General features: G+C 72.3%; 21 protein-coding genes and 1 pseudogene. 16 read left to right on the top strand and 6 right to left on the bottom strand.

Features of this window, described 5'->3' with window-relative positions; all coding sequences use genetic code 11:
- The first annotated feature begins 82 nt into the window (after positions 1 to 82).
- From EIW28_RS00640 to EIW28_RS00630, 3 genes are all read left to right on the top strand, one after another.
- Entirely contained in the window at positions 83 to 1,741 is a 1,659-nt protein-coding gene (locus tag EIW28_RS00640; RefSeq protein ID WP_125245799.1) for a silent information regulator protein Sir2, read from the top strand.
- A gap of 190 nt (positions 1,742 to 1,931) precedes the next feature.
- A complete protein-coding gene (locus EIW28_RS00635) occupies positions 1,932 to 3,119 on the top strand; it encodes an NAD(P)/FAD-dependent oxidoreductase (protein WP_125245798.1) in 1,188 nt (395 codons plus the stop codon).
- A gap of 78 nt (positions 3,120 to 3,197) precedes the next feature.
- Complete coding sequence (locus EIW28_RS00630) at positions 3,198 to 4,094, top strand: RNA polymerase sigma-70 factor (protein ID WP_125245797.1); 897 nt, start codon at positions 3,198 to 3,200, stop codon at positions 4,092 to 4,094.
- An 85-nt stretch (positions 4,095 to 4,179) separates the two neighbouring features.
- Here EIW28_RS00630 and EIW28_RS00625 read toward each other — a convergent pair whose 3' ends face one another.
- Positions 4,180 to 5,301 (bottom strand): DUF418 domain-containing protein, encoded by a 1,122-nt coding sequence (locus EIW28_RS00625; protein ID WP_232013754.1) that lies wholly within the window; start codon positions 5,299 to 5,301, stop codon positions 4,180 to 4,182.
- Positions 5,302 to 5,650: 349 nt separating this feature from the next.
- Between EIW28_RS00625 and EIW28_RS00620 the strand changes: the two genes are divergently transcribed.
- Both EIW28_RS00620 and EIW28_RS00615 read left to right on the top strand, forming a co-directional pair.
- On the top strand, positions 5,651 to 6,550 hold the full coding sequence (locus tag EIW28_RS00620; protein WP_125245796.1) for an ATP-grasp domain-containing protein: 900 nt from the start codon (positions 5,651 to 5,653) through the stop codon (positions 6,548 to 6,550).
- Positions 6,551 to 6,583: 33 nt separating this feature from the next.
- On the top strand, positions 6,584 to 7,063 hold the full coding sequence (locus EIW28_RS00615) for an NUDIX domain-containing protein (protein WP_158630235.1): 480 nt from the start codon (positions 6,584 to 6,586) through the stop codon (positions 7,061 to 7,063).
- 61 nt (positions 7,064 to 7,124) lie between these two features.
- Here the strand turns inward: EIW28_RS00615 and EIW28_RS00610 are convergent, their stop codons facing one another.
- A complete protein-coding gene (locus EIW28_RS00610) occupies positions 7,125 to 8,336 on the bottom strand; it encodes a NosD domain-containing protein (RefSeq protein ID WP_125245794.1) in 1,212 nt (403 codons plus the stop codon).
- A 48-nt stretch (positions 8,337 to 8,384) separates the two neighbouring features.
- The gene (locus EIW28_RS24035; RefSeq protein ID WP_158630234.1) at positions 8,385 to 8,561 is read right to left on the bottom strand and encodes a hypothetical protein; all 177 of its coding nucleotides are present in this window, start codon (positions 8,559 to 8,561) and stop codon (positions 8,385 to 8,387) included.
- A gap of 251 nt (positions 8,562 to 8,812) precedes the next feature.
- Here EIW28_RS24035 and EIW28_RS00605 point away from each other — a divergent pair, with 251 nt between their 5' ends.
- The 8 genes and pseudogenes from EIW28_RS00605 (at position 8,813) to EIW28_RS00570 (ending at position 17,716) form a co-directional block, all read left to right on the top strand.
- Positions 8,813 to 10,111, top strand: coding sequence for an ABC transporter substrate-binding protein (locus EIW28_RS00605; protein WP_125245793.1), 1,299 nt, complete (start codon positions 8,813 to 8,815; stop codon positions 10,109 to 10,111).
- A gap of 63 nt (positions 10,112 to 10,174) precedes the next feature.
- A complete protein-coding gene (locus EIW28_RS00600; protein ID WP_125245792.1) occupies positions 10,175 to 11,062 on the top strand; it encodes a carbohydrate ABC transporter permease in 888 nt (295 codons plus the stop codon).
- Positions 11,059 to 11,898 carry a carbohydrate ABC transporter permease gene (locus tag EIW28_RS00595; protein WP_125245791.1) on the top strand — a complete coding sequence of 280 codons (840 nt, stop codon included), beginning with the start codon at positions 11,059 to 11,061 and terminating at the stop codon, positions 11,896 to 11,898. The genes EIW28_RS00600 and EIW28_RS00595 overlap by 4 nt, the downstream gene beginning before the upstream one ends.
- Before the next feature lie 37 nt (positions 11,899 to 11,935).
- Positions 11,936 to 12,991, top strand: a complete 1,056-nt coding sequence (locus EIW28_RS00590) for a LacI family DNA-binding transcriptional regulator (RefSeq protein WP_187350550.1) — start codon at positions 11,936 to 11,938, stop codon at positions 12,989 to 12,991.
- Position 12,992: 1 nt separating this feature from the next.
- A pseudogene (locus EIW28_RS25560) lies at positions 12,993 to 13,628 on the top strand (glycosyl hydrolase family 32); the annotation flags it as partial.
- A 342-nt stretch (positions 13,629 to 13,970) separates the two neighbouring features.
- Positions 13,971 to 15,314, top strand: coding sequence for a NosD domain-containing protein (locus EIW28_RS25555; protein WP_125246669.1), 1,344 nt, complete (start codon positions 13,971 to 13,973; stop codon positions 15,312 to 15,314).
- A gap of 115 nt (positions 15,315 to 15,429) precedes the next feature.
- Positions 15,430 to 16,905, top strand: coding sequence for an MSCRAMM family protein (locus EIW28_RS00575; RefSeq protein ID WP_125245790.1), 1,476 nt, complete (start codon positions 15,430 to 15,432; stop codon positions 16,903 to 16,905).
- Between the two features lie 106 nt (positions 16,906 to 17,011).
- The gene (locus EIW28_RS00570; protein ID WP_125245789.1) at positions 17,012 to 17,716 is read left to right on the top strand and encodes an MIP/aquaporin family protein; all 705 of its coding nucleotides are present in this window, start codon (positions 17,012 to 17,014) and stop codon (positions 17,714 to 17,716) included.
- A gap of 29 nt (positions 17,717 to 17,745) precedes the next feature.
- Here the strand turns inward: EIW28_RS00570 and EIW28_RS00565 are convergent, their stop codons facing one another.
- Positions 17,746 to 18,282, bottom strand: a complete 537-nt coding sequence (locus tag EIW28_RS00565; RefSeq protein WP_125245788.1) for an AAA family ATPase — start codon at positions 18,280 to 18,282, stop codon at positions 17,746 to 17,748.
- Between the two features lie 78 nt (positions 18,283 to 18,360).
- Between EIW28_RS00565 and EIW28_RS00560 the strand changes: the two genes are divergently transcribed.
- Positions 18,361 to 18,759: an Imm50 family immunity protein gene (locus EIW28_RS00560; protein WP_158630233.1), complete on the top strand. Its 399-nt coding sequence runs from the start codon at positions 18,361 to 18,363 to the stop codon at positions 18,757 to 18,759.
- A gap of 146 nt (positions 18,760 to 18,905) precedes the next feature.
- Here the strand turns inward: EIW28_RS00560 and EIW28_RS00555 are convergent, their stop codons facing one another.
- Positions 18,906 to 19,574, bottom strand: coding sequence for a hypothetical protein (locus tag EIW28_RS00555; protein ID WP_125245786.1), 669 nt, complete (start codon positions 19,572 to 19,574; stop codon positions 18,906 to 18,908).
- Positions 19,574 to 20,266: a hypothetical protein gene (locus tag EIW28_RS00550; RefSeq protein ID WP_125245785.1), complete on the bottom strand. Its 693-nt coding sequence runs from the start codon at positions 20,264 to 20,266 to the stop codon at positions 19,574 to 19,576. The genes EIW28_RS00555 and EIW28_RS00550 overlap by 1 nt, the downstream gene beginning before the upstream one ends.
- Before the next feature lie 152 nt (positions 20,267 to 20,418).
- Here EIW28_RS00550 and EIW28_RS00545 point away from each other — a divergent pair, with 152 nt between their 5' ends.
- Together EIW28_RS00545 and EIW28_RS00540 are read left to right on the top strand one after the other, a co-directional pair.
- Complete coding sequence (locus tag EIW28_RS00545) at positions 20,419 to 23,253, top strand: AfsR/SARP family transcriptional regulator (RefSeq protein WP_125245784.1); 2,835 nt, start codon at positions 20,419 to 20,421, stop codon at positions 23,251 to 23,253.
- Positions 23,254 to 23,368: 115 nt separating this feature from the next.
- On the top strand, positions 23,369 to 23,917 hold the full coding sequence (locus EIW28_RS00540; RefSeq protein ID WP_125245783.1) for a hypothetical protein: 549 nt from the start codon (positions 23,369 to 23,371) through the stop codon (positions 23,915 to 23,917).
- The last annotated feature ends 52 nt before the right edge of the window (positions 23,918 to 23,969 follow it).

Here is a 23,969-nt window from a genome sequence, read left to right as displayed (position 1 = left end):
TCTTTCCATTGACTCCTTGAAAGCCCTTGCCTTAGATTCATTGAAATACCTCAATGTCAACCCCACCGGAGGCAGTCCACCCATGCAACGCTCAGCACGACTCAGGATCGGCGCGGCCCTGGCCGCCGCGGCGGTGGTGATCGCCGGCACCGCCATGTCGATGACCATGGCCGCGGCCGAGAGCGCCGACGCCCCGTCCTACTCGGCCCAGGCGCTCGGCGCCAACCTCAGCCTCGGCGCGGGTGCCGACGGCTCCAGCAAGGCCTCGGGCACCAGCTACGGCAACGTCATCGACGGCAACGCGAACACCTACTGGTCGCCCTCGGGCACCACCGGGCGCGTCTCCGTCAAGTGGAGCTCGGCGAAGACCGTGTCCACGATCATCATCAAGACCGCCTCCGGCAGCGGCGCCATCGGCAACTGGCAGGTCGTCAACCACGACAACGGGTCCGTGCTCGCCTCCGGCACGGGCGCGGGCACCATCACCTTCGCGGCGACCTCGCTCACTAAGATCGACTTCGTCATCTCCAGCGCCTCCGGCACGCCGCGGATCGCCGAGTTCGAGACCTACGCCGGCACCCCCGACGGCGGCGGCACCAGCGAGCCCCCGAGCGAGGAGCCCACGACCCCGGTCGACCCCGGCACCACGCCGCCGCCCTCCGCCGACGCGCTCTACGTCGCCCCCAACGGCAGCGCGAGCGCCGACGGCTCCATCACGAATCCGACCACGCTCGCCGCGGCCGTCAGCCGCATCACCGCGGGCGGCACCATCTACCTGCGCGGCGGCACCTACAACCTGTCGAGCACGATCGACATCCCGCCGGGCAAGGACGGCGTCTCGGGCGACCGCACCGAGCTGTTCGCCTACGGCACGGAGAAGCCGGTGCTCAACTTCTCGGCCCAGGCCGAGAACGCCGCGAACCGCGGCATCGCCCTCGGCGGCGACTGGTGGCACTTCAAGGGCTTCGTCGTCGAGCACGCCGGCGACAACGGCATCCTGGTCGGCGGCAGCAACAACGTCGTCGAGCGGGTCGTCACCCGCCACAACGCCGACACCGGCCTCCAGATCGCCCGGTACACCGCGGGCGCGCCCTCCAGCGAATGGCCCGCGCACAACCTCATCCTCAGCTCCGAGTCGCACGACAACGTCGACTCCGACGGCGAGGACGCGGACGGCTTCGCCGCCAAGCTCACCTCCGGGCCCGGCAACGTCTTCCGCTTCTGCGTCGCCCACAACAACATCGACGACGGCTGGGACCTGTACACCAAGGGCGACACCGGCCCCATCGGCCCGGTCACTATCGAGGACTCGCTCGCGTACGACAACGGCACGCTCTCCAACGGCGGCCAGGCCGGCAACGGCGACCGCAACGGCTTCAAACTCGGCGGCGAGAACATCGCCGTCAACCACACCGTGGTGCGCACCATCGCCTTCGAGAACGGCAAGCACGGGTTCACGTACAACTCGAACCCCGGCTCCATGACGATCTCGAACAACCTGAGCATCCGCAACGGCGAGCGCAACTTCAACTTCGACGCCGGCAGCTCCGTCTTCCGCGGCAACACCTCCTGCGACAGCGGCTCGAACGACCGCATCGTCGGCAACGCCGACGGCTCGAACCAGTGGGACACCGGCACGAACGGCTCCCGCTGCTCCGCGTACGGCGGCAGCCTCAGCTGGAGCTTCAACGCCAGCGGCACGCTCGTCGTGACCATCGGAGGGGCAGTGGTCGACCTGTAGCCCCACCGCGACCCGAGTCAGGTGCAAGGCGGCCGCTCCCGGCACCGGGAGCGGCCGCCGTACTGCGCAAGGGCCGCCGCGGGCGCGCCGGCCCCCCGCGCCGCGCCCTCCTATGGCCTGCGTCACTCGGTGTTACGAACCCCGGCCCGCCGGTGTCTCATGCCCGACCCACGAAACCGAAGGAGACACCATGAACGGGAACACCCGAGTCGTCGTCCTCGGCGGCGGCTACGCCGGCGTCATGGCCGCGAACCGACTCATGCGGCGATCGGACCTGAACGTCACGATCGTCAACCCCCGCAAGGACTTCGTCGAGCGGATGCGGCTCCACCGCCTCGCCGCCCGATCCGGCGAGGCGGTCCTCGACTTCGCGGCCGTCCTCAACCCGGACGTGCGGCTGCTGGTCGACGCCGCGACCGCGATCGACCCCGGCCCGCGCACCGTCGCGCTCCGCTCGGGCGCTGCGCTCGCCTACGACTACCTCGTCTACGCCGTCGGCAGCGGCAGCCCCGAGCCGAAGACCCCGGGGGCGGCCGAGCACGCCTACACCATGGACACGCTCGAGGAGGCGCTCGTCCTGCGCACCGCCCTCGACGACACGGCCGCGTCCCGGCCGGTCACCGTCGTCGGCTCCGGACCCACCGGCATCGAGGTGGCCGCCGAGATCGCCGAGGCCGGCCGCCCGGTCACGCTCGTGTGCGGGGCGGCCTTCGCCCCGTACCTGCACCCGCGCGCCCGCCGCTCGGTCGCCAAGGGGCTCGCGAGGCTCGGCGTCACCGTCATCGAGGGACCCGACGCGCGAGCGGTCGAGGTGACCGGGGACGCCGTCCGGCTCGGCGACGGCCGCGAGCTCGCCAGCGCGGTGACGGTGTGGACCGCCGGCTTCGGCGTGCCCGACCTCGCCGCCCGCAGCGGCCTGCGCACCGACGGAGCGGGCCGACTCGTCACCGACGAGACGCTGACCAGCGTGGACGACCGGCGGATCGTCGCGGCCGGGGACTCCGCGGCACCCTCCGGCCTGGCGCTGCGCATGTGCAGCCAGGCGGCGTTCCCGCTCGGGGCCCACGCCGCCGACACCGTCCTGGCCCGGATCGCCGGAGAGGAGCCCGCGACCATCGACATCGGCCTCCCCGCGGTCTGCACGAGCCTGGGCCAGCGGAACGCCACCATGCAGTTCCTCTCCGCCGACGGCACGGCCACGTCCTTGTACATCGGCGGGCGCTTCGGGTCCAGACTCAAGGAGATGTCCTACCCGCACGTCATCGAGCGGCTGGCGCGGGAGGCGCGCGAACCCGGCCGGTTCGAGTGGAAGCCGAAGGACGCCCTGCGGCCCAAGCTCCTCGCCGAACTCGACCACGCGGCCTCCCAGGCCGCCTGACCGCCCGCACCTCCAGGAAACCAGGGCGCGCGCCGCGCGGTACCGTGCGGCGCGCGCCCGCCCGAAAGGAGCACCGCCGTGAGCGATCCGACCGCCGACACCGCGACCGAGGCCTTCGTCGCCCACCGGAACTTGCTGTTCACCGTCGCCTACGAGATGCTCGGGTCGGCCGCCGACGCCGAGGACGTCCTCCAGGAGACCTGGCTGCGCTGGGTCGAGGTCGACCTCGACCGGGTGCGCGACCCCCGCGCCTACCTTGTGCGCATCACCACCCGCCAGGCCCTCAACCGGCTGCGCGCCATGCAGCGCCGCAAGGAGGCGTACGTGGGGCCCTGGCTGCCCGAGCCGGTGCTCACCGCCCCCGACGTCGCCGACGACGTCGCCCTCGCCGAGAGCGTCTCGATGGCCCTCATGCTCGTGCTGGAGACGCTCGCGCCCACCGAACGGGCCGTGTTCGTCCTGCGGGAGGCCTTCGACTTCGGGTACGACGAGATCGCGGCCGCCGTCGGCAAGAGCCCCGAGGCGGTCCGGCAGATCGCCTACCGCGCCCGCCGCCACGTCGAGGCCCGCCGCCCGCGCGGACCGGTCTCCGACGCCGAGACCCGGGCGGCGCTGGCGTCCATGAAGTCCGCGCTGGAGACCGGCGACTTCCAGGGGCTGCTGGAGGTCCTCGCGCCCGACGTGGTGATCGTGGGCGACGGCGGCGGCTTCAAGCACGCCACGCTCCGCCCGGTGGTGGGCGCCGACAAGGCCGCCCGCATGTTCTTCGGCGGGCTCGCCAAGCTCGATGGCACCCTCACGGCCGACGTCACCTCCGTCAACGGCGCGCCGGCCCTGATCGTCCACCTGGACGGGGAGCTCGACGGCGTCATGGCCGCCCGCATCGAGGACGGACGGATCACCGGCGTCTACTACGTCCGCAACCCCGAGAAGCTCACCCACGTCACCAGCACCACGCCGCTGACGGTGCGCTGAACGCCGGAGGCCGGCGCTGCCCGCTGCGGCGGCGGCGCCGGGACCGGCCGGCCCCGGCGCCCGTCGAGAACGAGGTTCGATCGCCTCAGCGGCGCGCTCCCCTGTAGACGAGGCGGCGGAGGAGGACCTCGGCGGGGCCCTGCCTGCCTTCGGCGTCGAGCACGCGGGCCGCCAGGACGGCGACGGCCCAGATCGCCACCGCTACCCCGACCGCACCGGCCTTGCCGACCGCGTCGCCGACGCCGATGAGGTCGTGGTTCATCACCAGGGCGATCGCCAGCGAGATGAACAGGTAGACGCTGAGCGAACGCTGCCCGGCGGCGGCCAGCAGGCGGGTGCCCGGGCCCTCGCGGCCCGCGAGGCGCAGGCCCAGCAGACCGAACAGGGCCGCGTAGCCGATGCCCGCGAAGACGCCGGTGAGCTCCTGGATCATGTTCAGGACGCCGTAGGCGAGGTCGCCGGTCGCGAACGCGCCGGCTCCGGCCAGCGCCAGGGGCAGCGCTCCTGCCACCGACACCGAGATGCCGACGAGGGCCAGGCGCTTGAGCAGCGGCACGTTGTCGGCGGGCCGGTCGAGCAGGCGCTTGCGCGCGGCCCAGATGCCGATGACCACGAAGACGAACATCGGGAACAGCAGCGTGTTGCCGATCGGCCCGGCGACGACGCCGATCAGCCGCAGGACCCAGTCCTCGCCTGTCGCGTAACCGGGTTGGACCAGCGTGCCGTCGTCGTTGACCAGGACGGTCATCATGATCGCCGAGGCGACGAGGTAGCACGGGGCGAGGATCGCCAGGACCCTGCCGAGCCTGAGGTGCGGCTTGAAGACGAGCAGGCCGATGGTCAGGCCGGCCACGCCGTACGCCGCCAGGATCTCGCCGGTGTAGGCCAGCAGGGTGTGGACGGTGCCGAACACCAGCAGCCACAGGCTGCGCCGGCGCAGGACGCCGCGGCTCTCCTGCTCGCTCAGCCCCTTGCGGCGGCCGCCTTCGACCAGCATGACGAGGCCGTAGCCGAACAGCACGCCGAACATGGGGAAGGCCCGGTTCTCCACCACCAGGGTCGACGCGAAGCTCACGACCTGATCGAGGAACGAGCCGCCGGGACGCCGGCCGTACCCGCCGGCTTCACCGCTGGTCGTGTAGACCGGGGCGTAGGCCACGGCGATGAGCAGCAGCATGAACCCGCGGGCCAGATCGGGCGCGAGCACCCTCCGGGCCTGAGCGGGCGGGGTCGCCGAGCGCGGCGCACTCGGGCCGTTGGGACCGCCTCGCGGCAGGAGGACGGTGTCGGAATCGTCTCTGGGTGGGTGGGCCACAATCGCCGCCTGTGTCTCATCGGGAAGGAAGGGTTCTCGCAGAATCCAACTGTCACAACGAGTTTCAGGGCGCACCCCGGTCGCGCGCCATCCTGCCAACCCGACATCCGCCCGCCCTGGCCGCCCCAGTGCCGCGGTGGGGCTGTCCCCACCTCCGGCGCCGCGGCCTGGGCCGACCGCGCGATCACATGCCACGACCGCTTCGCCGCCCGGGTCCGGCTCCGAGCGGGCGCCGGTCATCATGGGATCCGAGTTCGAGGAGGCTCCCGTGACCGCGCTGCTGCTGTGCTCCGACCCGCTCGCGTCCGCCCGGTCGCGGCGGCCCGATCCCCACTTCGCCAGGGACGGCGAGCACGCCGCGACCGTCGCCGTCATCGACCACGACGCCCTCGTGCGCGGCGACGTCGAGGACGCGGTGCGGCGCGTCCCCGCCGGCCTCGGGCCGGCGTGGTACCGCGGCTGGATGCTCACCGCCTCCCGGTACGCCGATCTCGAAGCGGCGCTTGCCGACCGCGGCTGCCTCCTCCTCACCACCGCGAGCGCCTACGCCCGGGCGCACGAGCTCCCCGGCTGGTATCCGGTCTTCGCCGGGCACACCCCCGCGAGCGTCCACACCGCCGACCTCGCCGCGGTCGAGGACTGGCTGGCCCGGGCCGCCGCCGAGCTCGGTGCGGAGGCGGCGATCGTCAAGGACTTCGTGAAGTCCCGCAAGGACGCCTGGGACACCGCCTGCCACATCCCCGACCTGGGCGACACCGAGCAGCGCCTGCGCGTGGTCAACCGGTTCATGGAACTGCAAGGCGCCGACCTGTACGGCGGCGTGGTCCTGCGCGCGTTCGAGGACTTCGCCGCCGCGACGGGCGCGACCCGGCAGGCCCGGGTGTGGTGGCTCGACGGCGAACCGGTCCAGACCACCGCCCATCCCGACACGCCGCAGGTCCGCGTCAGCCCCGACCTCACCGGCCTCGACCGCGCCGTGGCGGCGCTCGGGTGCCGGTTCGTCACGACCGACCTCGCGCGCCGCTCCGACGGCGTCTGGCGCGTCATCGAGGTCGGCGACGGCCAGGTCAGCGACTTCCCCTCGGGCACCGACATCGGCCCGCTGATCAAGGCGCTCACCGCCGCCCGACCCCCCGCTTGACGGCGGGACCGGTTCTCCGCGAGGATGATCGCCATGGTCGCCGACGACATCGCCGAATCCCCTGCGGAACTCCAGACCACCCATGACGGCCTGCCGATCAGTCAGGAGCCGCCGTTCGGCGTCACGGTGGTGGTCCGCGCGGCTTCGCCCGACGGAACGCGGTACCTCCTCCTGCACCGGGCCCATCAGGGCCCGGATTACGAGGGCGACTGGGCGTGGACGCCGCCGGCCGGGGCCCGCCTGCCCGGCGAGGGGGTCGGCCAGGCGGCGCGGCGCGAGCTGTCCGAGGAGGCCGGGCCGGACGTCGCCGCGTTCGGGGCGACGCTCCGCCCGTTCCCGGGCGAGGCGGGGGAGTGGGCCAGGTTCCTCCTGGACGTCCCCTGGGGCACACCGGTGGAGCTCGTGGACCCCGAGCACGACCGCTGGGAATGGGTAGCCTTGGAGGAAGGGCTCCGCCGCTGCCGTCCCGAGCAGGTGGCGGACGCGCTGCGGGTCGCCGCAGACCTCGCCTGAGTCTCCCCGCCGCACCTGACCGCCTCCGGCCGGCCGGAATCGAGACGGAGCCCTTCGCGGATCACGGCGTCGCGCGGAAGCCGTAGGTGGCCGCTCCGAGGGCCTGGAATTCGGCGGCGGTTCCGGAGTCGAGGACCTTCGTGTTCGTGGTGCTGCCGTCGAGGACGGCCGAGCGGACGCCGACGTTCGCGACGTGGTGGTTCATCGCCAGGTAGTTGCCGCTGCCGGACTTCACCAGGACGAGCGTGGGCACCGCCCCGGACGGGGTGATGGAGGCGGAGGGCACGTCGTAGGTGAAGTGGTTGCCCGTGACGGTGTTGCCGCTGCCGTTGATGTGGACCAGGCCGAACAGGTCGTCGGTCGTCAGCGGCACGCCCTGGAACGGCCCGAACGACTCGCGGTTGCGCAGGAAGTGGTTCGCGCCGACGAGGTTGTTGCGGCAGTCGCCTTCGAGGGTCACCATGCCGGACGAGAACGAGTGGAGCCGGTTGGCCGAGACGGTGCTGTCGTTGCAGTTCTTCAGGTGCACCGAGCTCTTGCCGCGCGGGAAGACGTTGTTGCCCGACACGAGGAGCCCGAAGTGCCCCTCGGCGAAGAGCGAGAAGCCCGCCGGCCCGGCGCCGAAGTGGTTGTCGTTGACCATCGTGGCCTGCCCCGAGCCCACGAGTTCGACGCAGCTGCCGCACTCGGCGATGAAGTTGCCGTTGAGCTGCAACGCGTCGACGCCGGTGAGCACGACGCCGCGTTCGAGGTAGACCAGGCCCAGGCCGGTGATGCGGAGCGAGTCGGTGTCGCTTGTGGAGCGCACGCCGATCTTGCCGTTGCGGTAGCTGTTCTGGTTCGGGGTGAACGAGAGGCCGTCGAGGCAGAAGTCGACCAGTTCGATCGAGCTCAGGCGCGGCGACCCGCCCCGGTCGATGAGGATCGCCTCCGACTTCCCGTCGGTGTTCTCGACCTTGATGCGGCTGCCGCCCGGCCAGATCTCCCACCAGCCGGAGGTGTCGCCGCTGTTGTAGCGGATGCTCGACGAGGTGAACCCGTGGCCGGACCCCTTGATCTGGAGGTAGCTGACGTCGATGACGATGCGGGTCTTCAGCGAGTAGTCGCCCGGCGGGATGTAGACGACGGCGCCCGGTTTCGACGCCTGATTCGGCTGGTTCGCCTTGATGTCGGCGATGATGCTGTTCACGACGGCGCCGATGTCGGTGTACGCGGTCGTGCCGGGGCTGCCGGGGATGGTCCAGGTGGTCACGTCGTAGATGGTCGAGGGCATGGTGGTCTCCCGCTTCGTCGAGGTCGATGCTGTGCGTGGGTGGGCGGGTCAGATGACGCCGAGGAGGGTGCGGTGCGGCCGGTCCTCGGCTGCGGCCTCCTGCGCGGGGGCCGCCGGCGGTTCGGCGCGGGCGGGCCGGGGCGCGCCGAGTCCCGCGAGGACCGCGGCGGCGCCGGCGGCGAGGAGGAGGGTCCGGCGGCCGGCGCCGGCGGGGGAGGGGCTCATGGTGCTCCGTCTCCGTCGAAGGGCTGGGGCCAAATGGATTTGGCACCGTGCTGACCGATGCTAGGACCGCCCGTTCGGGCAGGTCAATGCGCCAAACGATTTTGGCGGGATTTTTTCAGTGTTTGGCATTGACAGCCGCCGAGCCGGGGTCGCACACTCGTGCCAAGACGTTTTGTCAAAACGTTTTGTCACCGGCCCCGACGGTGACCCCTCACGCGTAGCAGAGCTGCTACAAGAATGGAGTCGAAGTCATGACGCTTCGCAGGACCCGCGGTCGTGTCCCGGCCGCCGCACTCGCCGCCGCGACGGCGGCCGCGCTCGCGCTCTCCGGCTGCGGCGCCGGCGGCGACCCCGCCGCGGACGAGCTCACCGTCGTCGTGGAGGGCGGCGGACTGGCGGAACTGGAGCCGATCGCCGACCTCTACGAGCAGGAGACGGGAACCGCCGTCACCCTCGTCGAACTTCCCTACGACGGCCTCTACGACCGCGTCCAGACCGAGCTCGGCTCGGGCAGCGTCTCCTTCGACGTCGCCGCGCTCGACGCGATCTGGTTGAGCGCGTTCGCCGACGGCGTCGCCCCCCTCGACGACCTGTTCACCGACGACGTGAAGGCCGACCTGTTCCCGGGCCTCGTGTCCGAGGCGCAGGTCGGCGGCGCGTACGTCGGCATGCCGATCTTCACCAACGCCGAGATCCTCTACTACCGCACCGACCTGTTCGAGGACCCGCAGCACCAGGCCGACTTCGAGGCGAGGTACGGCTACCCGCTCGCGCCGCCCACGACCTGGGAGCAGTACCGCGACGCCGCGGAGTTCTTCACGCGCGACACCGACGGCGACGGCCAGACCGACCTCTACGGCACCGACGTCAAGGGCGCCGTCGAGACCGAGTGGCTCGCCACCGTCTCCCAGACCGGCGAGGAGCACATGGTCCTCGACCCGGAGCGCGGCGAGGTCACCATCGACGACGCCGAGCACCTGGCGGCCCTCGACTACTACACGAGCCTCCTGCCGTACGCCCCCGCCGGAGCGGCGCAGCTGGACTGGGCCGGAGCGCAGAACCTCTTCTACCAGGGCCAGCTCGCCATGATGCGGTTCTGGGGCCACGCCTACACCCAGACCCCCGACGACTCGCCCGTCGCCGGCCGGATCGGCGTCGCCCCCATGATCGCGGGCGACGGCGGCGTCGCGGGCGTCCCCGGCGCCTGGTACCTCTCGGTGCCCGCGGCGGGCGCGAAGCAGGAGCTCGCGAAGGACTTCATCGCCTTCGCCTACGAGCACAACGAGCTCTCGATCGACACCTCGCTGGGCCTGGCCGCGCGCGTCTCGGCGTTCGAGTCGCAGGCCGACGTCGCCGGCAGGGAGCACTACCCCGCCCTCCTCGAGACGCTCAACGCCCCGGCCACCCGCGCCCGCCCGGCGACGCCGCAGTGGCAGGAGATCGTCGACACCGTGCTCACGCCCATGCTCCAGAAGGCCGTCGAACCGGGGGCGGACAACGCCGCCCTGCTGAAGGAGGCGGAAGCGCAGATCGAGGCGATCCTCCGCTAGCCGCCCGGCGGCCGGCGGCACCGCAGCCGCCGGCCGCCCCACCGACCAGAAGGACCATCCACTGTGCGTGTCACCGATCGCCGGTTCGCCCTGCTGCTCATGGCGCCGGCAGCCCTCTTCCTCGCGGCCTTCGTGCTCTGGCCGCTCGTCCGGTTCGTCTCGAACGCCTTCTACGACATCTCGCCGATCGCGGGCGGGCCCCGCACCCCGGTCGGCCTCCAGAACTTCATCGACGCGTTCGCCTCGGCGTCGTTCCAGGGCGCGTCCGCCCGCACCGTCGTCTACACGGTCGTCGTCGTGGTGCTCGAGTTCGCGCTCGGACTCGCCGTCGCGCTGATCTTCGCCGCGCTCGGCCGGCGCTCGACGGTGTTCCGCACGATCTTCATGTACCCGCTCATGATCGCGCCCGTCGTGGCCGGGCTGCTGTGGCGCTTCCTGCTCATCGACAACTTCGGGATCGTCAACGAGCTCCTCGTCCGGGCCGGCGTCCTCCAGAGCGCGGACCAGGTCGGCTGGCTGAGCGACCCGGCGATCGCGCTGTTCGCCGTCGCCCTCCCGGACGTCTGGCTGACGACGTCGTTCATCACCCTCGTACTCTTCGCCGGCCTCCAGACCATCCCCGGCGAGATCCTGGAGGCCGCCCGCATCGACGGCGCGCGCTTCCCCACGATGCTGTTCCGGGTGATCCTCCCGCTGCTGCGCCCGGTGATGGCCGTCGCGCTCATCGTCCGCGGCATCGACGCGGCCCGCGCGTTCGACATCATCCTCATCCAGACCAACGGCGGCCCGCAGGAGAGCACGACCACGCTCAGCCTGCTCATCTACCGCACCATGACCCGCTACGGCGACATCGGCCTCGCGAGCGCGATGGGCACGATCTACCTGATCGGGATGCTCCTCGTCGCGTCCGTCGCCGTCGCCGCGATCTGGCGGCCGGGGGAGGCCCGATGAACGGCATCGAGACCCGCCGCCGATCGACGAAGGCGATCCTCCTCGTCCTCCTCGCCGTGATCCTGGTGCTGTACGGCTTCCCGTTCGCCTACCTCCTGCTCACCTCCTTCAAGCCCCCGAGCGAGGCGATCGCCGTGCCCCCGTCGGTCGTCCCGGACGTCTGGACGCTGGAGAACTACACGGCGGCCCTCTCGAAGGAGGGCGTCGTCCCGGCGCTCGTCAACAGCGTCATGACCGCCGTGCTCAGCACGCTGATCTCGCTCGTCCTCGCGGTGCCGGCGGCCTACGCGGTCACCAGGTACCGCACCCCCAGCGGGCGGGTGTTCGTGCTCGCGGCGCTCGTCACCCGGATGGTGCCGACGATCGCGGTCGGCGCCCCGCTCGTGGAGACCATGCGCGCCTTGGGGATCAACGACACCTCCTTCGCGCTCGCGATCGCCCACACGACGATCTCGCTGCCGCTCTCGATCTGGCTCATGGCGAGCTTCTTCGAGGCCGTCCCCGACGAGATCGAGGAGGCCGCCAAGATGGACGGCGCCTCCCGGATCGGAGCACTGTGGAGGGTCGTCCTGCCGGTGGTCTCCGGCGGCCTGGCGGTGACGGCGATCTTCACGTTCCTCGCCTCGTGGAACGAGTTCCTGTTCGCCCTGCTGCTCACCTCGGTGCGCGCGCAGACGACCCCCATCGTGATCGCGAACTTCCAGACGCAGTTCGGGCTCGACTGGGGCGCGATGACGGCGCTCGCCGCCGTCTACTCGATCCCGGTCATCCTGCTCACCCTCACGCTCCAGCGCCACATCGTCGCGGGCCTGACCCTCGGCGCGGTGAAAGGATGAACGGAGGCAACCGGATGCGAGCAGACAGGAGACGGCAATGGCGGTGAACGGAGTGGGCATCCGAGACGTGGCCCGGCTGGCCGGCGTCTCCATCACCACGGTGTCGCACGTCCTCAACGACACGCCGCAGACCCGCGTCTCCGCGGAGACCCGCGCGCGGGTCCGCGCGGCGGCGGCCCAGCTCGGCTACGGTCCCAACCGGGCGGCGCGCGCCCTGCGCACCAACCGGTCCGGGCTGATCGGGCTGCTGAGCGAGGAGATCGCGACGACCCCGCACGCGGGCCGGATCATCCTCGGCGCGCAGGACGCGGCGCGCGCCCACGACCTGACCCTCGTCATCGTCAACGCCGAGCGCGAATCCAGCGGCGGCTCGCACCGGGACGACGTCCAGACGCTCATCGACCGGCAGGTCGAGGCCGTCCTCTACGCCACGATGTACCACCGCGAGGTGTCCGTGCCCGCGAACCTGCGGGACGTGCCGGCGGTGCTGATCGACGCGACCGACCGGGACGGCCTCCTCCCGGCGGTCGTCCCCGACGAGGTGGGCGGCGCGGTCGCCGCCGTCACCCACCTCGTCGAGGCCGGCCACCGGCGCATCGGCTTCCTCAACAACGTCGACGACGTGCCCGCCACCCACGAGCGCCTCGTCGGCTACAAGCAGGTGCTGCACCGGCACGGCATTGTGGCCGAGGACCGGCTGATCCTCCAGGCGCCCTCCGAGACCCGGCCCGGCCACGCGCTCGCCCGGGAGGTCCTCGCCGGGGACGACCGGCCGACCGCCCTGTTCTGCTACAACGACCGGATGGCGATGGGCGCCTACCAGGCCGCGGCCGAGCTCGGCCTCGACATCCCGCGCGACCTGTCCATCGTGGGCTTCGACAACCAGGAGCTCATCGCCGCGAACCTCTTCCCCGGCCTCACCACGGTGGCGCTGCCGCACTACGAGATGGGCGAGTGGGCCGTCGAGATGCTCGTGCACCTGCTCAGCGGGGACGCCGACCACAAGCGCCTCCCCGACGGCCCGACCCGCCTCCACTGCCCCCTGGTCACCCGCGGCTCCGTCGCCGCCCCCCGAGAACCCCGAAAGGCCTGACATGCTCCGACTCGCCGCATCGTGGGTGTGGGACTTCTGGATCGCCGACGACGGCGACCGCTACCACCTGTACTTCCTCAAGGCGCCCCGGGCGCTCCTCGACCCCGACCGGCGGCACTGGCGCGCCTCGATCGGACACGCCACCTCCACCGACCTGACGACCTGGACCGAGCACGCCGACGCCGTGATCCCCGACGACGCCCCCGCCTTCGACGACCTCGCGACCTGGACGGGCTCCGTCGTCCGCGGCGACGACGGCCGGTGGCGGATGTTCTACACGGCGGTCAGCCGCGCCGAGGACGGGCTCGCGCAGCGGATCAGCTCGGTCGTCTCCGACGACCTCTTCACCTGGCGCCGCGAGCCCGAGCGGCAGGTGCTCGAACCGGACCCCCGCTGGTACGAGACGGCCGCGACCCGGCAGTGGCCGGACCAGGCGTGGCGCGACCCGTGGGTGTTCCGCGCCGAGGACGGCTGGCACATGCTGACCACCGCGCGCGCGAACCGCGGCGCGCCCGACGACCGGGGCGTGATCGGGCACGCGACCTCCCCGGACCTCGTCCACTGGACCGTCCGGCCCCCGCTGTCCGAGCCGGGCGCCGGCTTCGGGCACGTCGAAGTGGTCCAGACCGCCGTCGTCGACGGCACCCCGGTCGGCCTGTTCTCCTGCCTCGGCCCCGAACTCGCCCAGGGCCGCCGCGACCGCGACCCCGCGGGCGGCGTGTGGGCCTTCCCCATCGACGCCCCGACCGGGCCGTTCCGACTGGAGGAGGCGTACCGCATCACCGACGAGCGCCTCTACGTCGGCCGCCTGGTGCAGGACCGGGCGGGGGAGTGGCGCTTCCTGGCGTTCCGCAACGAGGACGGCCACGGGAACTGGATCGGCGAGATCACCGACCCGCGACCGGTCCGATGGGTCGACGGCCGGCTCACCGTCGACTGGACCGCCCCGTCCGAGGCACCGGCGCGAACGCGGACCGCCATGCCCGCCAACCACTACGACGTCACGCAGTGGCCCGTCGGCGACGCGGCCGAGGACGTCGGCGAGGTGCTCAACAGCATCATCGCCGACATCAAGAGCCGCCAGAAGGACGCCGACGCCCGCGACGGCGGCAAGCCCGGCGCGGTGATCCACCTGCCGCCCGGCGACTACCGCCTCCGCACGCAGGTCCTCATCGACCTCAGCTTCCTGCGGATCGAGGGCGCCGGCCACGGCTTCACCTCGTCGAGCATCCGCTTCAACGTGCCCGAGGACGAATGGCCGGACCTGCACGAACTCTGGCCCGGCGGCAGCCGCGTCCTCGTCGACCTGCCCCCGGGAGACGACGAGCGCGCGGGCGCGGCCTTCCTCGTCGCGCGAAGCGGCCACCCGCGGATCAGCTCGGTCGAGTTCGCGGACTTCTGCATCGACGGACTCCACTTCGCCTCGGACGGCTCGGGCCTCCACCCGGAGAACACCTACGTCAACGGCAAGACCGGCATCTACGTCGCGGACGCCAACGACTCCTTCCGCGTCAACGGCATGGGCTTCGTCTACCTCGAGCACGCGCTCACCGTCCACAACGCCGACGCGCTCTCGATCCACGACAACTTCATCGCCGAATGCGGCAGCTGCATCGAACTGCGCGGCTGGGGCCAGGCCTCCAAGATCACCGACAACCTGATCGGGGCCGGCTGCAACGGCCACTCGATCTACGCGGAGCACCACGGCGGACTCCTGATCACCGCGAACAACGTCTTCCCCCGCGGCGCGAGCAGCATCCGCCTCGACGGCGTCACGAGGTCGAGCGTCACCGGCAACCGGCTCCACTCCTTCTACCCCGGGATGGTCGTGCTGGAGGCGAGCTCGGAGAACCTGATCGGCTCGAACCACTTCCTGCGCGACCACGAACCCTGGGCCCCCTTCTTCGGCGTCGACAACGGCCTGGACGACGACTTCGGGCTGCTCGCCGTCAGCGGCAGCGGCAACTCCGTCATCGGGAACCACTTCTCCGCGATCGTCGACCCCGCCAGGGTCCGCCCCGCGGGCGCGGCGCCCGTCGTCATCCGCCTCAAGGCGGGGGAGCGGAACTACGTCGCCGCCAACCACGTCGTGTCGATGCAGGCCCGCGGCGAGGCGGGCGCCTCCGCGTACGCGGCGCAGGTCGACGCCCTACTCTCGACCGACGCCGCGGCGCGCCTCGCCGTCACCACCGTCCTGGTCGACCCGGAGTCCAGGCGGAACACGATCCTCGACTCGGGGACCGAACGCCAGGTCGACGCGGACCCCGCGGCGAACGCCGTCCGGCCGAGCCCCGCCGTCCCCGGGGAGGACGCCGAGGCGTGAGAACCCCCGGAACGGGCCGCCGTCCGCGATCCCGAGCGGAGGCGAACCCCTCGGTCCGCGACTCGCGCGGCGAACTGCCCGACGATCGGGCGCGCAGCCGATAGGCTTCCCGACTGTGTTCGCAAGAGGACTGACCGTCACCGTGTTCATGCTCGTCGCGCTCGCCCTCGGCCAGGCGCCTCCCGCGGCCGCGCAGGCGCAGACGTCCGCCGGCGCGTGGGCCGACTGGAGCGACTGGGGCGGGTCGTCCGGGGCGTACACGGGCGCGGTGACGATCGGGACCGCGCCGGGACTCCAGGCGTCGTTCACCACCGATTCGCGCAGCGGCAGCGGCGTCGGCGAGATCTCCGGGTCGAGCACCTGGCTGTCCGAGGGCACGCCGGTCGGCGCGAAATACGGGTCGAGCCGCGGCGAGCCGTACCTGAACCTCCGGCCCGCAGCGGACAACGCCGCGTCGCCGTCGACCACGACGTACCGGTTCGACGGCCCGACCCCGGTGGGGTTCTTCGCGTTCGTGCTCGGCGACATCGACGCCGACGCGGTGCGGATCGAGGCGGAGGACGTCGACGGCGACGCCGTCACCGCCGCCGAGATCGGGTTCCAGGGCGCGTTCAACTACTGCTCCAGCGAGGCCCCCGGCGGACCGTCGTGCTCCAACGTGGACGACGAGTCGCCGACCTGGGACGCGTCGGCGATGACGCTCACCGGCCGCGCCGACGCGGCCGACCGGTCCGGCGCCTCGGCCTGGTTCGAGCCGACCGTGCCGCTGTCGGAGCTCACGTTCGTCTTCACCCGCCGCTCGGGCTTCCCGGTCTACCAGACCTGGTTCGCCTCCATGGCCTGCGACCTCACCGGCACCGTGACGGACGAGAACACCGGTGCCGGCGTGGCCGGGGCGACCGTCAACCTCTTCGACGCCGCGGGCGCCAAGCTCGAGTCGGCCCAGACCGACGCGACCGGCGCGTACGCGTTCCCCGCCTACACCATGGGAACCGAGTACGACCTGGAGGTCATCGCCCCGGACGGCATGATCGTCGAAGGCGCGCGCCGCACCACCACCGACCTGTCGACCTGCCCGTCCGCGGTGGACTTCACCGTCCGCGACATCGAGCCCGTCGCGGTCGGCGGCAGCGTCGCCACCGAGTGCGGCATCCCGCTCGGCGGCGTCCCCGTGACCCTCACCGCCGCCGACGGCACCGAGGTCGCGACCACGACCGACTCCGAAGGCCGCTACCTGTTCGACCGCGCCGAGATCGGCGAGCACACCATCACGGCCACCCCGCCCGAGCAGACGGAGCAGGCCCTGACGCGGACCATCGAGGTCGAGTCCGCCGACCAGGCGCCGATCACCGGGCAGGACTTCGTCGTCCGCGACACCGGCCTGTGCCCCGATCCGCCGGGGGACACCCCGGCGCCCGGTGACGACGGCGGCGACGATGCCCTGCCACAGGGCACCGGCGCGGCCCGGCCGCTGCTCCCCGTGACCGGCGCGGACCTGCCGTCCCCCGCGGCCGCCGCGGCCGCGGCGCTGCTGGTCGGCGCCGCGCTGCTCGCGGCGGCCCGATCGGGACGCCGCGCGGACCGCACCTGACCGACCCGTCCATCGGCTGAAAATGGCCGAAACACCCGCACAGCACGGTCGGCCCTGCGATCCTCTGTGGATCACACGGATGTGACGGTCGTTCGAGGGGGACGTGATGCGCGCGATCTGGGCCGAGCTGGTCGGGACCTTCTGCCTGGTGTTCTTCGCCGTGGGCGCGGCCGTGTACGGCATCGAGGGGATCGGCTTCACCGGCGTCGCGTTCGCCTTCGGCCTCGTCCTGTTCGCCCTGGCCTACGCGATCGGCCCCATCTCGGGCTGCCACGTCAACCCCGCGGTCACGCTCGGCGCACTGGTGACCGGCCGCGTCGACATCGGGACCGCGGTCGGCTACTGGATCGCCCAGTTCGTCGGCGGCATCGCCGGCGCGGCGCTCATCAAGTTCATGACCACCGCGGGCGACGTCACCGACCAGACCGGCGCCCTCGGCGCCAACGACTACGGCGCCACCGTGAACCTCACCGGCGCGATCGTCATCGAAGCGCTGCTGACGTTCCTGCTCGTCTTCACGGTCCTGGCCGTCACCAGCAAGAAGAACGCCACGCCCGTCGCCGGCGCCGCCATCGGCCTGGTGCTCGCGATCATCCACCTGGTCGGCATCCCGCTCACCGGCACCTCGGTCAACCCGGCCCGCTCGCTCGGCCCGGCCCTGTTCGCGGGCGGCGCGCCGCTCGAGCACGTGTGGGTGTTCATCGCCGCGCCGCTCGTCGGCGGCCTCCTCGCCGCGGCCGTCCAGCCGTGGCTGTACGGCCGCGAACCGAAGGACGACGAGACCGACGCCGAGACCGCCGCCGCGCTCTGACGCGGCCGGACCTCGCCGCGGCCGCGGTCTCAGGCGAGGTAGTCGAGCACCGCCTGGAGGTTGGCCTCGATCGGGTCGACCGCGTCGACCTGGAGGCGTTCGACGGTGATCGAGGGGAACTCCTCGCGCATCCGCTCGACGTGCGCCCAGTCGATCTCGTGCCAGCCGGGGATGCCGCGGACGCGGCCCTCGACCCGCGAGCGGTGCACCTCGACGTCGCTGCACACGCACTCGACGACGCGCAGGCGCGCGCCGTGCTCGTCGGCGAGCTCCTGCCACCGCTTAGCGGTCGCATCGGTCAGAATGCCGTCGGTGATGGCGGACTGGTCGAGCAGGAGCTGGCGGAGGACGAGCGTCGCCAGCAGGTGGTCGTGGAGGGAGATGTAGGCGTCGCGGTCGAGGCCGCCGAGGATGCGGTACGGCGTGAGCGCACCGAGCATCCAGTCGCCGGCGAACGCGGGCGTCTGGAGGGTGCGGGCGAGGCGTTCGGCGAGGGTCGACTTCCCCGTCCCGGGGAGGCCGGTGAACGCGATGATCTGCTTGGCGGGCGTGTCGTCGGCATGCATGGGTCTTTTCTACCCGCTCAGGCCCACTCGTCCAAACGGCCCCGGATTCCGCTTGCCGGGGGAGGCGATAATGCTGCGGTGCAGTGGACTGACCATGTCGACCTCAGCGAGGGCGTCCTCAAGGTGTTCGGGGGCCGGGCGCCGAACCTGGACCGCGTCGAGATCCGCGAAGTCGTCATCGAGGACGGCCGCATGATCCGCCTCCGCTTCGACCTGGCCGAGTACCCCGAGCATCCGCCCGCGAAGTGGGCCGCCCGCGAGGCGAACACGGTCCAGATCGACCTCGGTCTCGGCGACCTCTCGCAGCTGGCGGTCACCGGCGTCCTCGAACCCGCGGTCGGCGACGTGACGATCGCGGCGGTGTCACCCGGCGGCGTCGCCGTCACCGCCGCGGTCCGGGCGTTCCGCTTGGAGGCGGCCGGAACGTTCGCCTGGATCCGCAGGTGCTCGGCCTATACCAGGGGGACGAGCCTGTAAGCGGTCGACAGCGACTGCGATCAGACGGCCTCGGCGTCGGCGCTGGACGCCACCGCGGTCCATATCGGATTCCGGGATCGCCCGTCCGCCGCGTTCGAGCGGCCGCGAGGGGCGGGGCCGGACCTGCCCCGCCCCTCGCGCGCCTCTCAGCCCCGCGGCTCCTCCGGCGCCGCGACCGCGATGCAGTTGTCCGTGGTGTACACGTCGCGGCCCCGGGCGCAGAACTGGAGGTCGCCCGGCAGTTCGGCGTCGGAAAGGATCTGGAAGGCCAAGGCGCCGATCATGGTGCCGCCGGCCGGGAGGTCGACGGTCACCGAGCTGTCGGCGCTGGTCCACAGGTGGTCGCGCCACTCGCCGTCGGCGACCTGTTCGAGCTCGGTGATCGGGTTGGCCACGCAGGCCCCGTAGGCGTCGATACTGGCCGGCGCGCAAGGCATCTCGCCCTCGGGGAAGACCAGCTGGAAATCGAAGTAGTTCAGCCAGGCGTCGGCCACGCCGCGGTCGTCGGCCTCGCCGGTCGCCGCCACGTAGATCACCAGGTAGTGCGCGTCCGCGTCGGCGATCTCGCCGGCGAGCTCGGTCTGCCAGGCCGTGTCCACCGGCTTCAGCCGCAACCCGACCGGCACCACGCCCTGCTCGACGTACAGCAGCTCCTCGCCGGGGAAGTCGGCGAACGCGGTGTAGGTCGGCCCGGACGCGCTCGGCGAGGACTCCGGCTGCGAGCTCGACCCGGTCGCGCCGGTGTCGTCGCCGCCGCATCCGGTGAGCGCCAAGAGGAGGCCGGCGGTGAGGAAGGAGATCGAACGGATCGACATCAGGCTCGCTCCCCCGTCGGCGCGGGAACCGCGATGCAGTTCTCGTAGTCCATCAGGACCGACTCGCCGCCGCCGCAGAGCTCGATCGGACCGGTGGCGTCGGAGGTGTCCGCGACGGTGAAGACCACGACTCCGGCCGCGGTCTCGCCCGTGTCCAGCGGGATCCCGGCGAACCAGGCCTCCTCCCACTCGTACGTGCCCCATTCCTCGTAGGGGACGTCCGCGAGGTGGGTCGTCATGGTGGCGTTGTCGTGGCAGATCTCCTCCATCGACTCGTCCCGCGCGCCGATCGCGTCGCGCTTGCAGTCGTCGCCGGTCCCGAAGCGCAGGCCGAGCGAGGAGGCGTTCAGGTATGCCTCCTCCACGCCGCGGTCGGCCGCCTCGCCGGTCGCGACGACGTAGACCGCCAGGAAGTGGCTCCCGACCGAGGCCGGCCGGCCGGCCAGCTCGGTGAGCCAGGCGGTCTCGACCGCCTTGACGCGCAGGCGGTACGAGTCGCGGCCGTCGGTGTACACCATCTCCTCGCCCGGGTAGTCCTCGTAGGTCGAGTACGCGGGTCCGGACGGGCTCGTCGACGCGGTCGCCTCGGCGGTCGTCGCGTCGGATGCGGTCTCGCCGCTGCCGCCGCCGGAACAGCCGGCGAGTGCGAGCAGCGCGCTCAGGGCGAGTAGGGACGGGGAACGTAGGGACATGCGGTTTCCTTGATCTCTGGGTCGACTTCGCCGTCGCCGCCCGCCGGGCCGTGGCGGGTCCACGCGGCTCCGCGGAGCAGTATCGGCGAACCCGGCTTCAGATCGGCTTCACCGCCGCCGAGGCCACCGCCGCCCGGGGCTAGAATGGCGGCGTGCCGGACCCCGATGGCCGCGAGAGCAGCGCGAACACCGCCACTGGACCACCTGGCGGCGTCGCGTTCGGGGTGCTCGGACCGCTGCGGATCGCCGCGGGCGGCACCGAACTCGAGCTGACCTCGCCCCGGTCGCGCATCTTCACGGCCCTGCTGGTGCTCAACCCCGGCAGGCAGGTGACGCTCTCGGCGTTCGCGGACGCCCTGTGGGGCGAGGAGCTGCCGCAGAACCCCCGCCGCGCGGTCCAGCTGTGCGCGGTGCGAGTGCGGGCGCAGCTCGACCGGATCGGCGCCGGCGACCTGGTGGTGACTTGCCCCGACGGGTACCGGCTCGACGTCCCCCCGGAGGCCACCGACATCGGCGCCCTCGCGGATCTCCTGCGCGAAGCCGACGCGGCCGCCGCCGGCGGCGACGCCGAACGCGAACTGGCCGCGGTCGCGGCGGCACTCGAACTGTGGCGGGGCGAGCCCCTGGCGGACGTCCCGTCCGAGGCACTCCAGCGGGAGGCGGCACCCGGTCTGCGCGAACGGCATCTGCAACTCCTCGAACGGCGCATCGAGATCCTCCTTCACGGCGGCGGCACCGCCGAGCTGGTGGACGAGCTGGTCGACCTCACCGCGCGGCACCCCCTGCGCGAAGGGCTCAGCGGCCAACTTATGCAGGCGCTGCACCACTGTGGACGACGCGGCGAGGCGCTGGAGGTCTACCACCGCTTCCGCCGCCGCCTGAGCGACGAGTTCGGCGTCGAACCGAGCGAGTCGATACGCGAGCTCCACGCCGCGATCCTGGCCGGTCGGCAGGACGATGACCACGGCGGCGAGCCGCTGCGCCTGCCGGTCCCGCGGCAGCTCCCGGCGAGCGCGGCGGCCTTCTCGGGGCGCAAGCGCGAGCTGGCCGAGCTCGACGAGCTCCTGACGGTCATGCACGGTTCCTCGGGACCGGTCGTCGGAGTGGTCACCGGGACGGCCGGAGTCGGGAAGACCACGCTGGCGGTCCACTGGGCGCGCCGGGTCGCCGACGAGTTCGTCGACGGCCAGCTGTTCGCCGACCTGCGCGGGTACCACCCGGGGCAGGCGCTGCCGCCGGACCGCGTCCAGGCGCGGTTCCTGCGGACGCTCGGCGTGCGCGCCGAGGACCTCCCCACCGAGCCCGACGAGCTGACCGCGCTGTTCAGGTCCACGATCGACGGCCGGCGGCTCCTCATCGTGCTGGACAACGCGAACAGCGCCGACCAGGTGCGGCCGCTGCTGCCGAGCGGCCCCGGGTGCCTGACCGTCGTCACCAGCCGGGACGCGCTGCTGAGCCTCATCGCGACCGACGGGGCGAGCCGGGTCGACCTGGACCTGTTCGACATGGCCGAGGCGCGGGAGCTCCTGGCCCGGCGGTTGGGCGCCGAACGGCTGGCCGTCGAGCCGCAGGCGGCCGACGACCTCATCGCCGCCAGCGCACGGCTGCCGCTGGCGCTCGCGATCGCCGCCGCCCGGGCCGTGATCGACCGGAGCGCCTCGCTCAGCGCGCTCGCCGGGCAGCTGCGCGAGGGGCTCGACGCCTTCGGCACCGATTCGGACCTGACGGACGTGCGAGCGGTGTTCTCCTGGTCGTACCGCGCCCTGAGCCCGGGCGCCGCCCGCATGCTGCGGCTGCTCGGGCTCCATCCGGGACCGCATCTGTCGGCGTCCGCCGCGGCGAGCCTCGGCGGCCTCCCGGTGCCGGAGGCCGGGACGCTGCTCTGCGAGCTGACGCAGGCGAACCTCGTCACCGAGCCCGTGCCGGGGCGCTTCGCCCTGCACGACCTGATGCGCGAGTACGCGGTCGAGCTCGTGTCCGCCGACGAGTCCGAGGACGACCGCGACCGGGCCGTCCGCCGCCTCCTCGACCACTACCTCCACAACGGTTACGCCGCCGTGACCGTCATCGACCCGATGCTGACCGGCGAGGCGCCGCAGGACGTGCTCCCCGGCGTCTGCCTGGAGGAGATCGCGGACCACGACGCGGCCATGAACTGGATCGCGTCCGAGCAGGACGCACTCCTGTCCATCATGGACTGGGCGTCGGACGCCGGTTTCGACCGGCAGGCCTGGCAGCTGGTGTGGGTGCTCGTCCCGTTCTTCGGCCTCCAGAGCAACACCGCGCAGCTCCTCCGCTGCATGGACGCGGCGCTCAAGGCCGGCGAACGGCTCGGCGAGCCGCTCATGCAGGCGCGGGCGCACCGCGGGCTCGGCAACGCCTACTTCAGGGCCGCGCGCAACGAGGAGGCCGACCGGCACTTCGCCCTCGCCCTGGCGCTCTACCGCGACACCGGCGACCTGGTCGGCGAGGCCCACGTCGCCATGGGCCTGTCGGCGTTCCGCGAACAGCAGGGACGGCACCCCGAGGCGCTCGAACACGCGCTGCGGGCGCTGGAGCTGCACGAGCGCCTGGGCGACCCCGGCTCCCACGCGAACGCCCTCAACTCGGTGGCATGCTGCTACATCCAGGTGGGGCAGCATGAACTGGCCCTCGACCACGCCCGGCGGGCGCTCGCGGCGTTCCGGACCATGAAGGCCCCCAACGCGGAATCCGCGGCACTGGACACGATCGGCGACGCCCACCAGGGGCTGCGGCAGTTCCCCGAAGCGATCGACAGCTACCAGGAGGCCGTCCGCCAGGCCCGGCTGGCGGGCAACCACTTCTACATCGCCCGGAGCCTCGACAACCTCGGCGACGCCTACCACGCGGCCGGCGACCGGACCGCGGCCCGCGACGCCTGGCACCAGGCCGGGACCATCCTCGACGAGCTCCAGCACCCCGCCGCAGCGCGCGTCAGGGACAAGCTCGCCCAGGCCGGGGAGTGAACCGCGGTCGAGCGCGCCCCGGAGCCGCGTGAGGCACGCGCCACTGTTGCGGCCCAACGGCATCGCCCGCGCCTGCGGAACCGGCGCCGTTGCCGCCTGCGCCTAGGATCGCGGCATGACCCTCCTTCTGATGGGCGCGAACCCGTGCGCCACCCTCTTCGAGGGCGACCGGGCGACCGCCTTCGCATCGGTCTGGCGCGTCGACTGGTCGGTCCGCGGCAGCGGGCACGCCCTGGTGCTCGGCACGCCCGAGGCCGTCAGGATCATCGGTCCCGACCTGGAGCTGGCCGCCTGGCTCGGCCACGAGTTCAACCGCCACCTGACCACGGTGCGCTCGGGCATCGCCTGGCGCGAGCCGGAACTGACGGCCGCACCGGTCGAGTTCGACCTCGACCTCGACCACGGCCTCTTCGCCGCCGCCGACGACGTCTCGGTGGCCGTCACCGGCCCGATCGAGCGGTTCCTGACCCGCAACGACGAATACGACCTCGGCGGCGTCCCGAGGATCCTCTCCACGGTCTGGATCCCCTGCGCCGACGCGACGGTCACCGAAGGCGACCGCCGGCTGCGCGGCGCCCCGCGAACGGACCTCGACGCCCAGTCCTCGACGGCGTTCATCGCCGAGGCCGAAGTCTGGTGCACCACCGACCACCCGCGCCGCTGACGGCGCTCCGCGGGCGTCGATCTGCCGGGCAGCGGAGCGACGCGCGCAGTGC

It is taken from the genome of Glycomyces terrestris (assembly GCF_003933745.1).
Lineage (GTDB): Bacteria > Actinomycetota > Actinomycetes > Mycobacteriales > Micromonosporaceae > Glycomyces > Glycomyces terrestris.
This window is presented reverse-complemented; position numbering and strand designations above follow the sequence as displayed.

Bases quoted from the DNA above. Each gene is read 5' to 3' on its own strand.
- EIW28_RS00565 (WP_125245788.1), bottom strand. From the start codon at position 18,282: ATGCATGCCGACGACACGCCCGCCAAGCAGATCATCGCGTTCACCGGC.
- EIW28_RS00555 (WP_125245786.1), bottom strand. From the start codon at position 19,574: ATGTCGATCCGTTCGATCTCCTTCCTCACCGCCGGCCTCCTCTTGGCG.
- EIW28_RS00605 (WP_125245793.1), top strand. From the start codon at position 8,813: ATGACGCTTCGCAGGACCCGCGGTCGTGTCCCGGCCGCCGCACTCGCC.
- EIW28_RS00595 (WP_125245791.1), top strand. From the start codon at position 11,059: ATGAACGGCATCGAGACCCGCCGCCGATCGACGAAGGCGATCCTCCTC.
- EIW28_RS00550 (WP_125245785.1), bottom strand. From the start codon at position 20,266: ATGTCCCTACGTTCCCCGTCCCTACTCGCCCTGAGCGCGCTGCTCGCA.
- EIW28_RS00540 (WP_125245783.1), top strand. From the start codon at position 23,369: ATGACCCTCCTTCTGATGGGCGCGAACCCGTGCGCCACCCTCTTCGAG.
- EIW28_RS00615 (WP_158630235.1), top strand. From the start codon at position 6,584: ATGGTCGCCGACGACATCGCCGAATCCCCTGCGGAACTCCAGACCACC.
- EIW28_RS00640 (WP_125245799.1), top strand. From the start codon at position 83: ATGCAACGCTCAGCACGACTCAGGATCGGCGCGGCCCTGGCCGCCGCG.
- EIW28_RS00635 (WP_125245798.1), top strand. From the start codon at position 1,932: ATGAACGGGAACACCCGAGTCGTCGTCCTCGGCGGCGGCTACGCCGGC.
- EIW28_RS25555 (WP_125246669.1), top strand. From the start codon at position 13,971: ATGCCCGCCAACCACTACGACGTCACGCAGTGGCCCGTCGGCGACGCG.
- EIW28_RS00610 (WP_125245794.1), bottom strand. From the start codon at position 8,336: ATGCCCTCGACCATCTACGACGTGACCACCTGGACCATCCCCGGCAGC.
- EIW28_RS00570 (WP_125245789.1), top strand. From the start codon at position 17,012: ATGCGCGCGATCTGGGCCGAGCTGGTCGGGACCTTCTGCCTGGTGTTC.
- EIW28_RS00620 (WP_125245796.1), top strand. From the start codon at position 5,651: ATGGGATCCGAGTTCGAGGAGGCTCCCGTGACCGCGCTGCTGCTGTGC.
- EIW28_RS00590 (WP_187350550.1), top strand. From the start codon at position 11,936: ATGGCGGTGAACGGAGTGGGCATCCGAGACGTGGCCCGGCTGGCCGGC.
- EIW28_RS24035 (WP_158630234.1), bottom strand. From the start codon at position 8,561: ATGAGCCCCTCCCCCGCCGGCGCCGGCCGCCGGACCCTCCTCCTCGCC.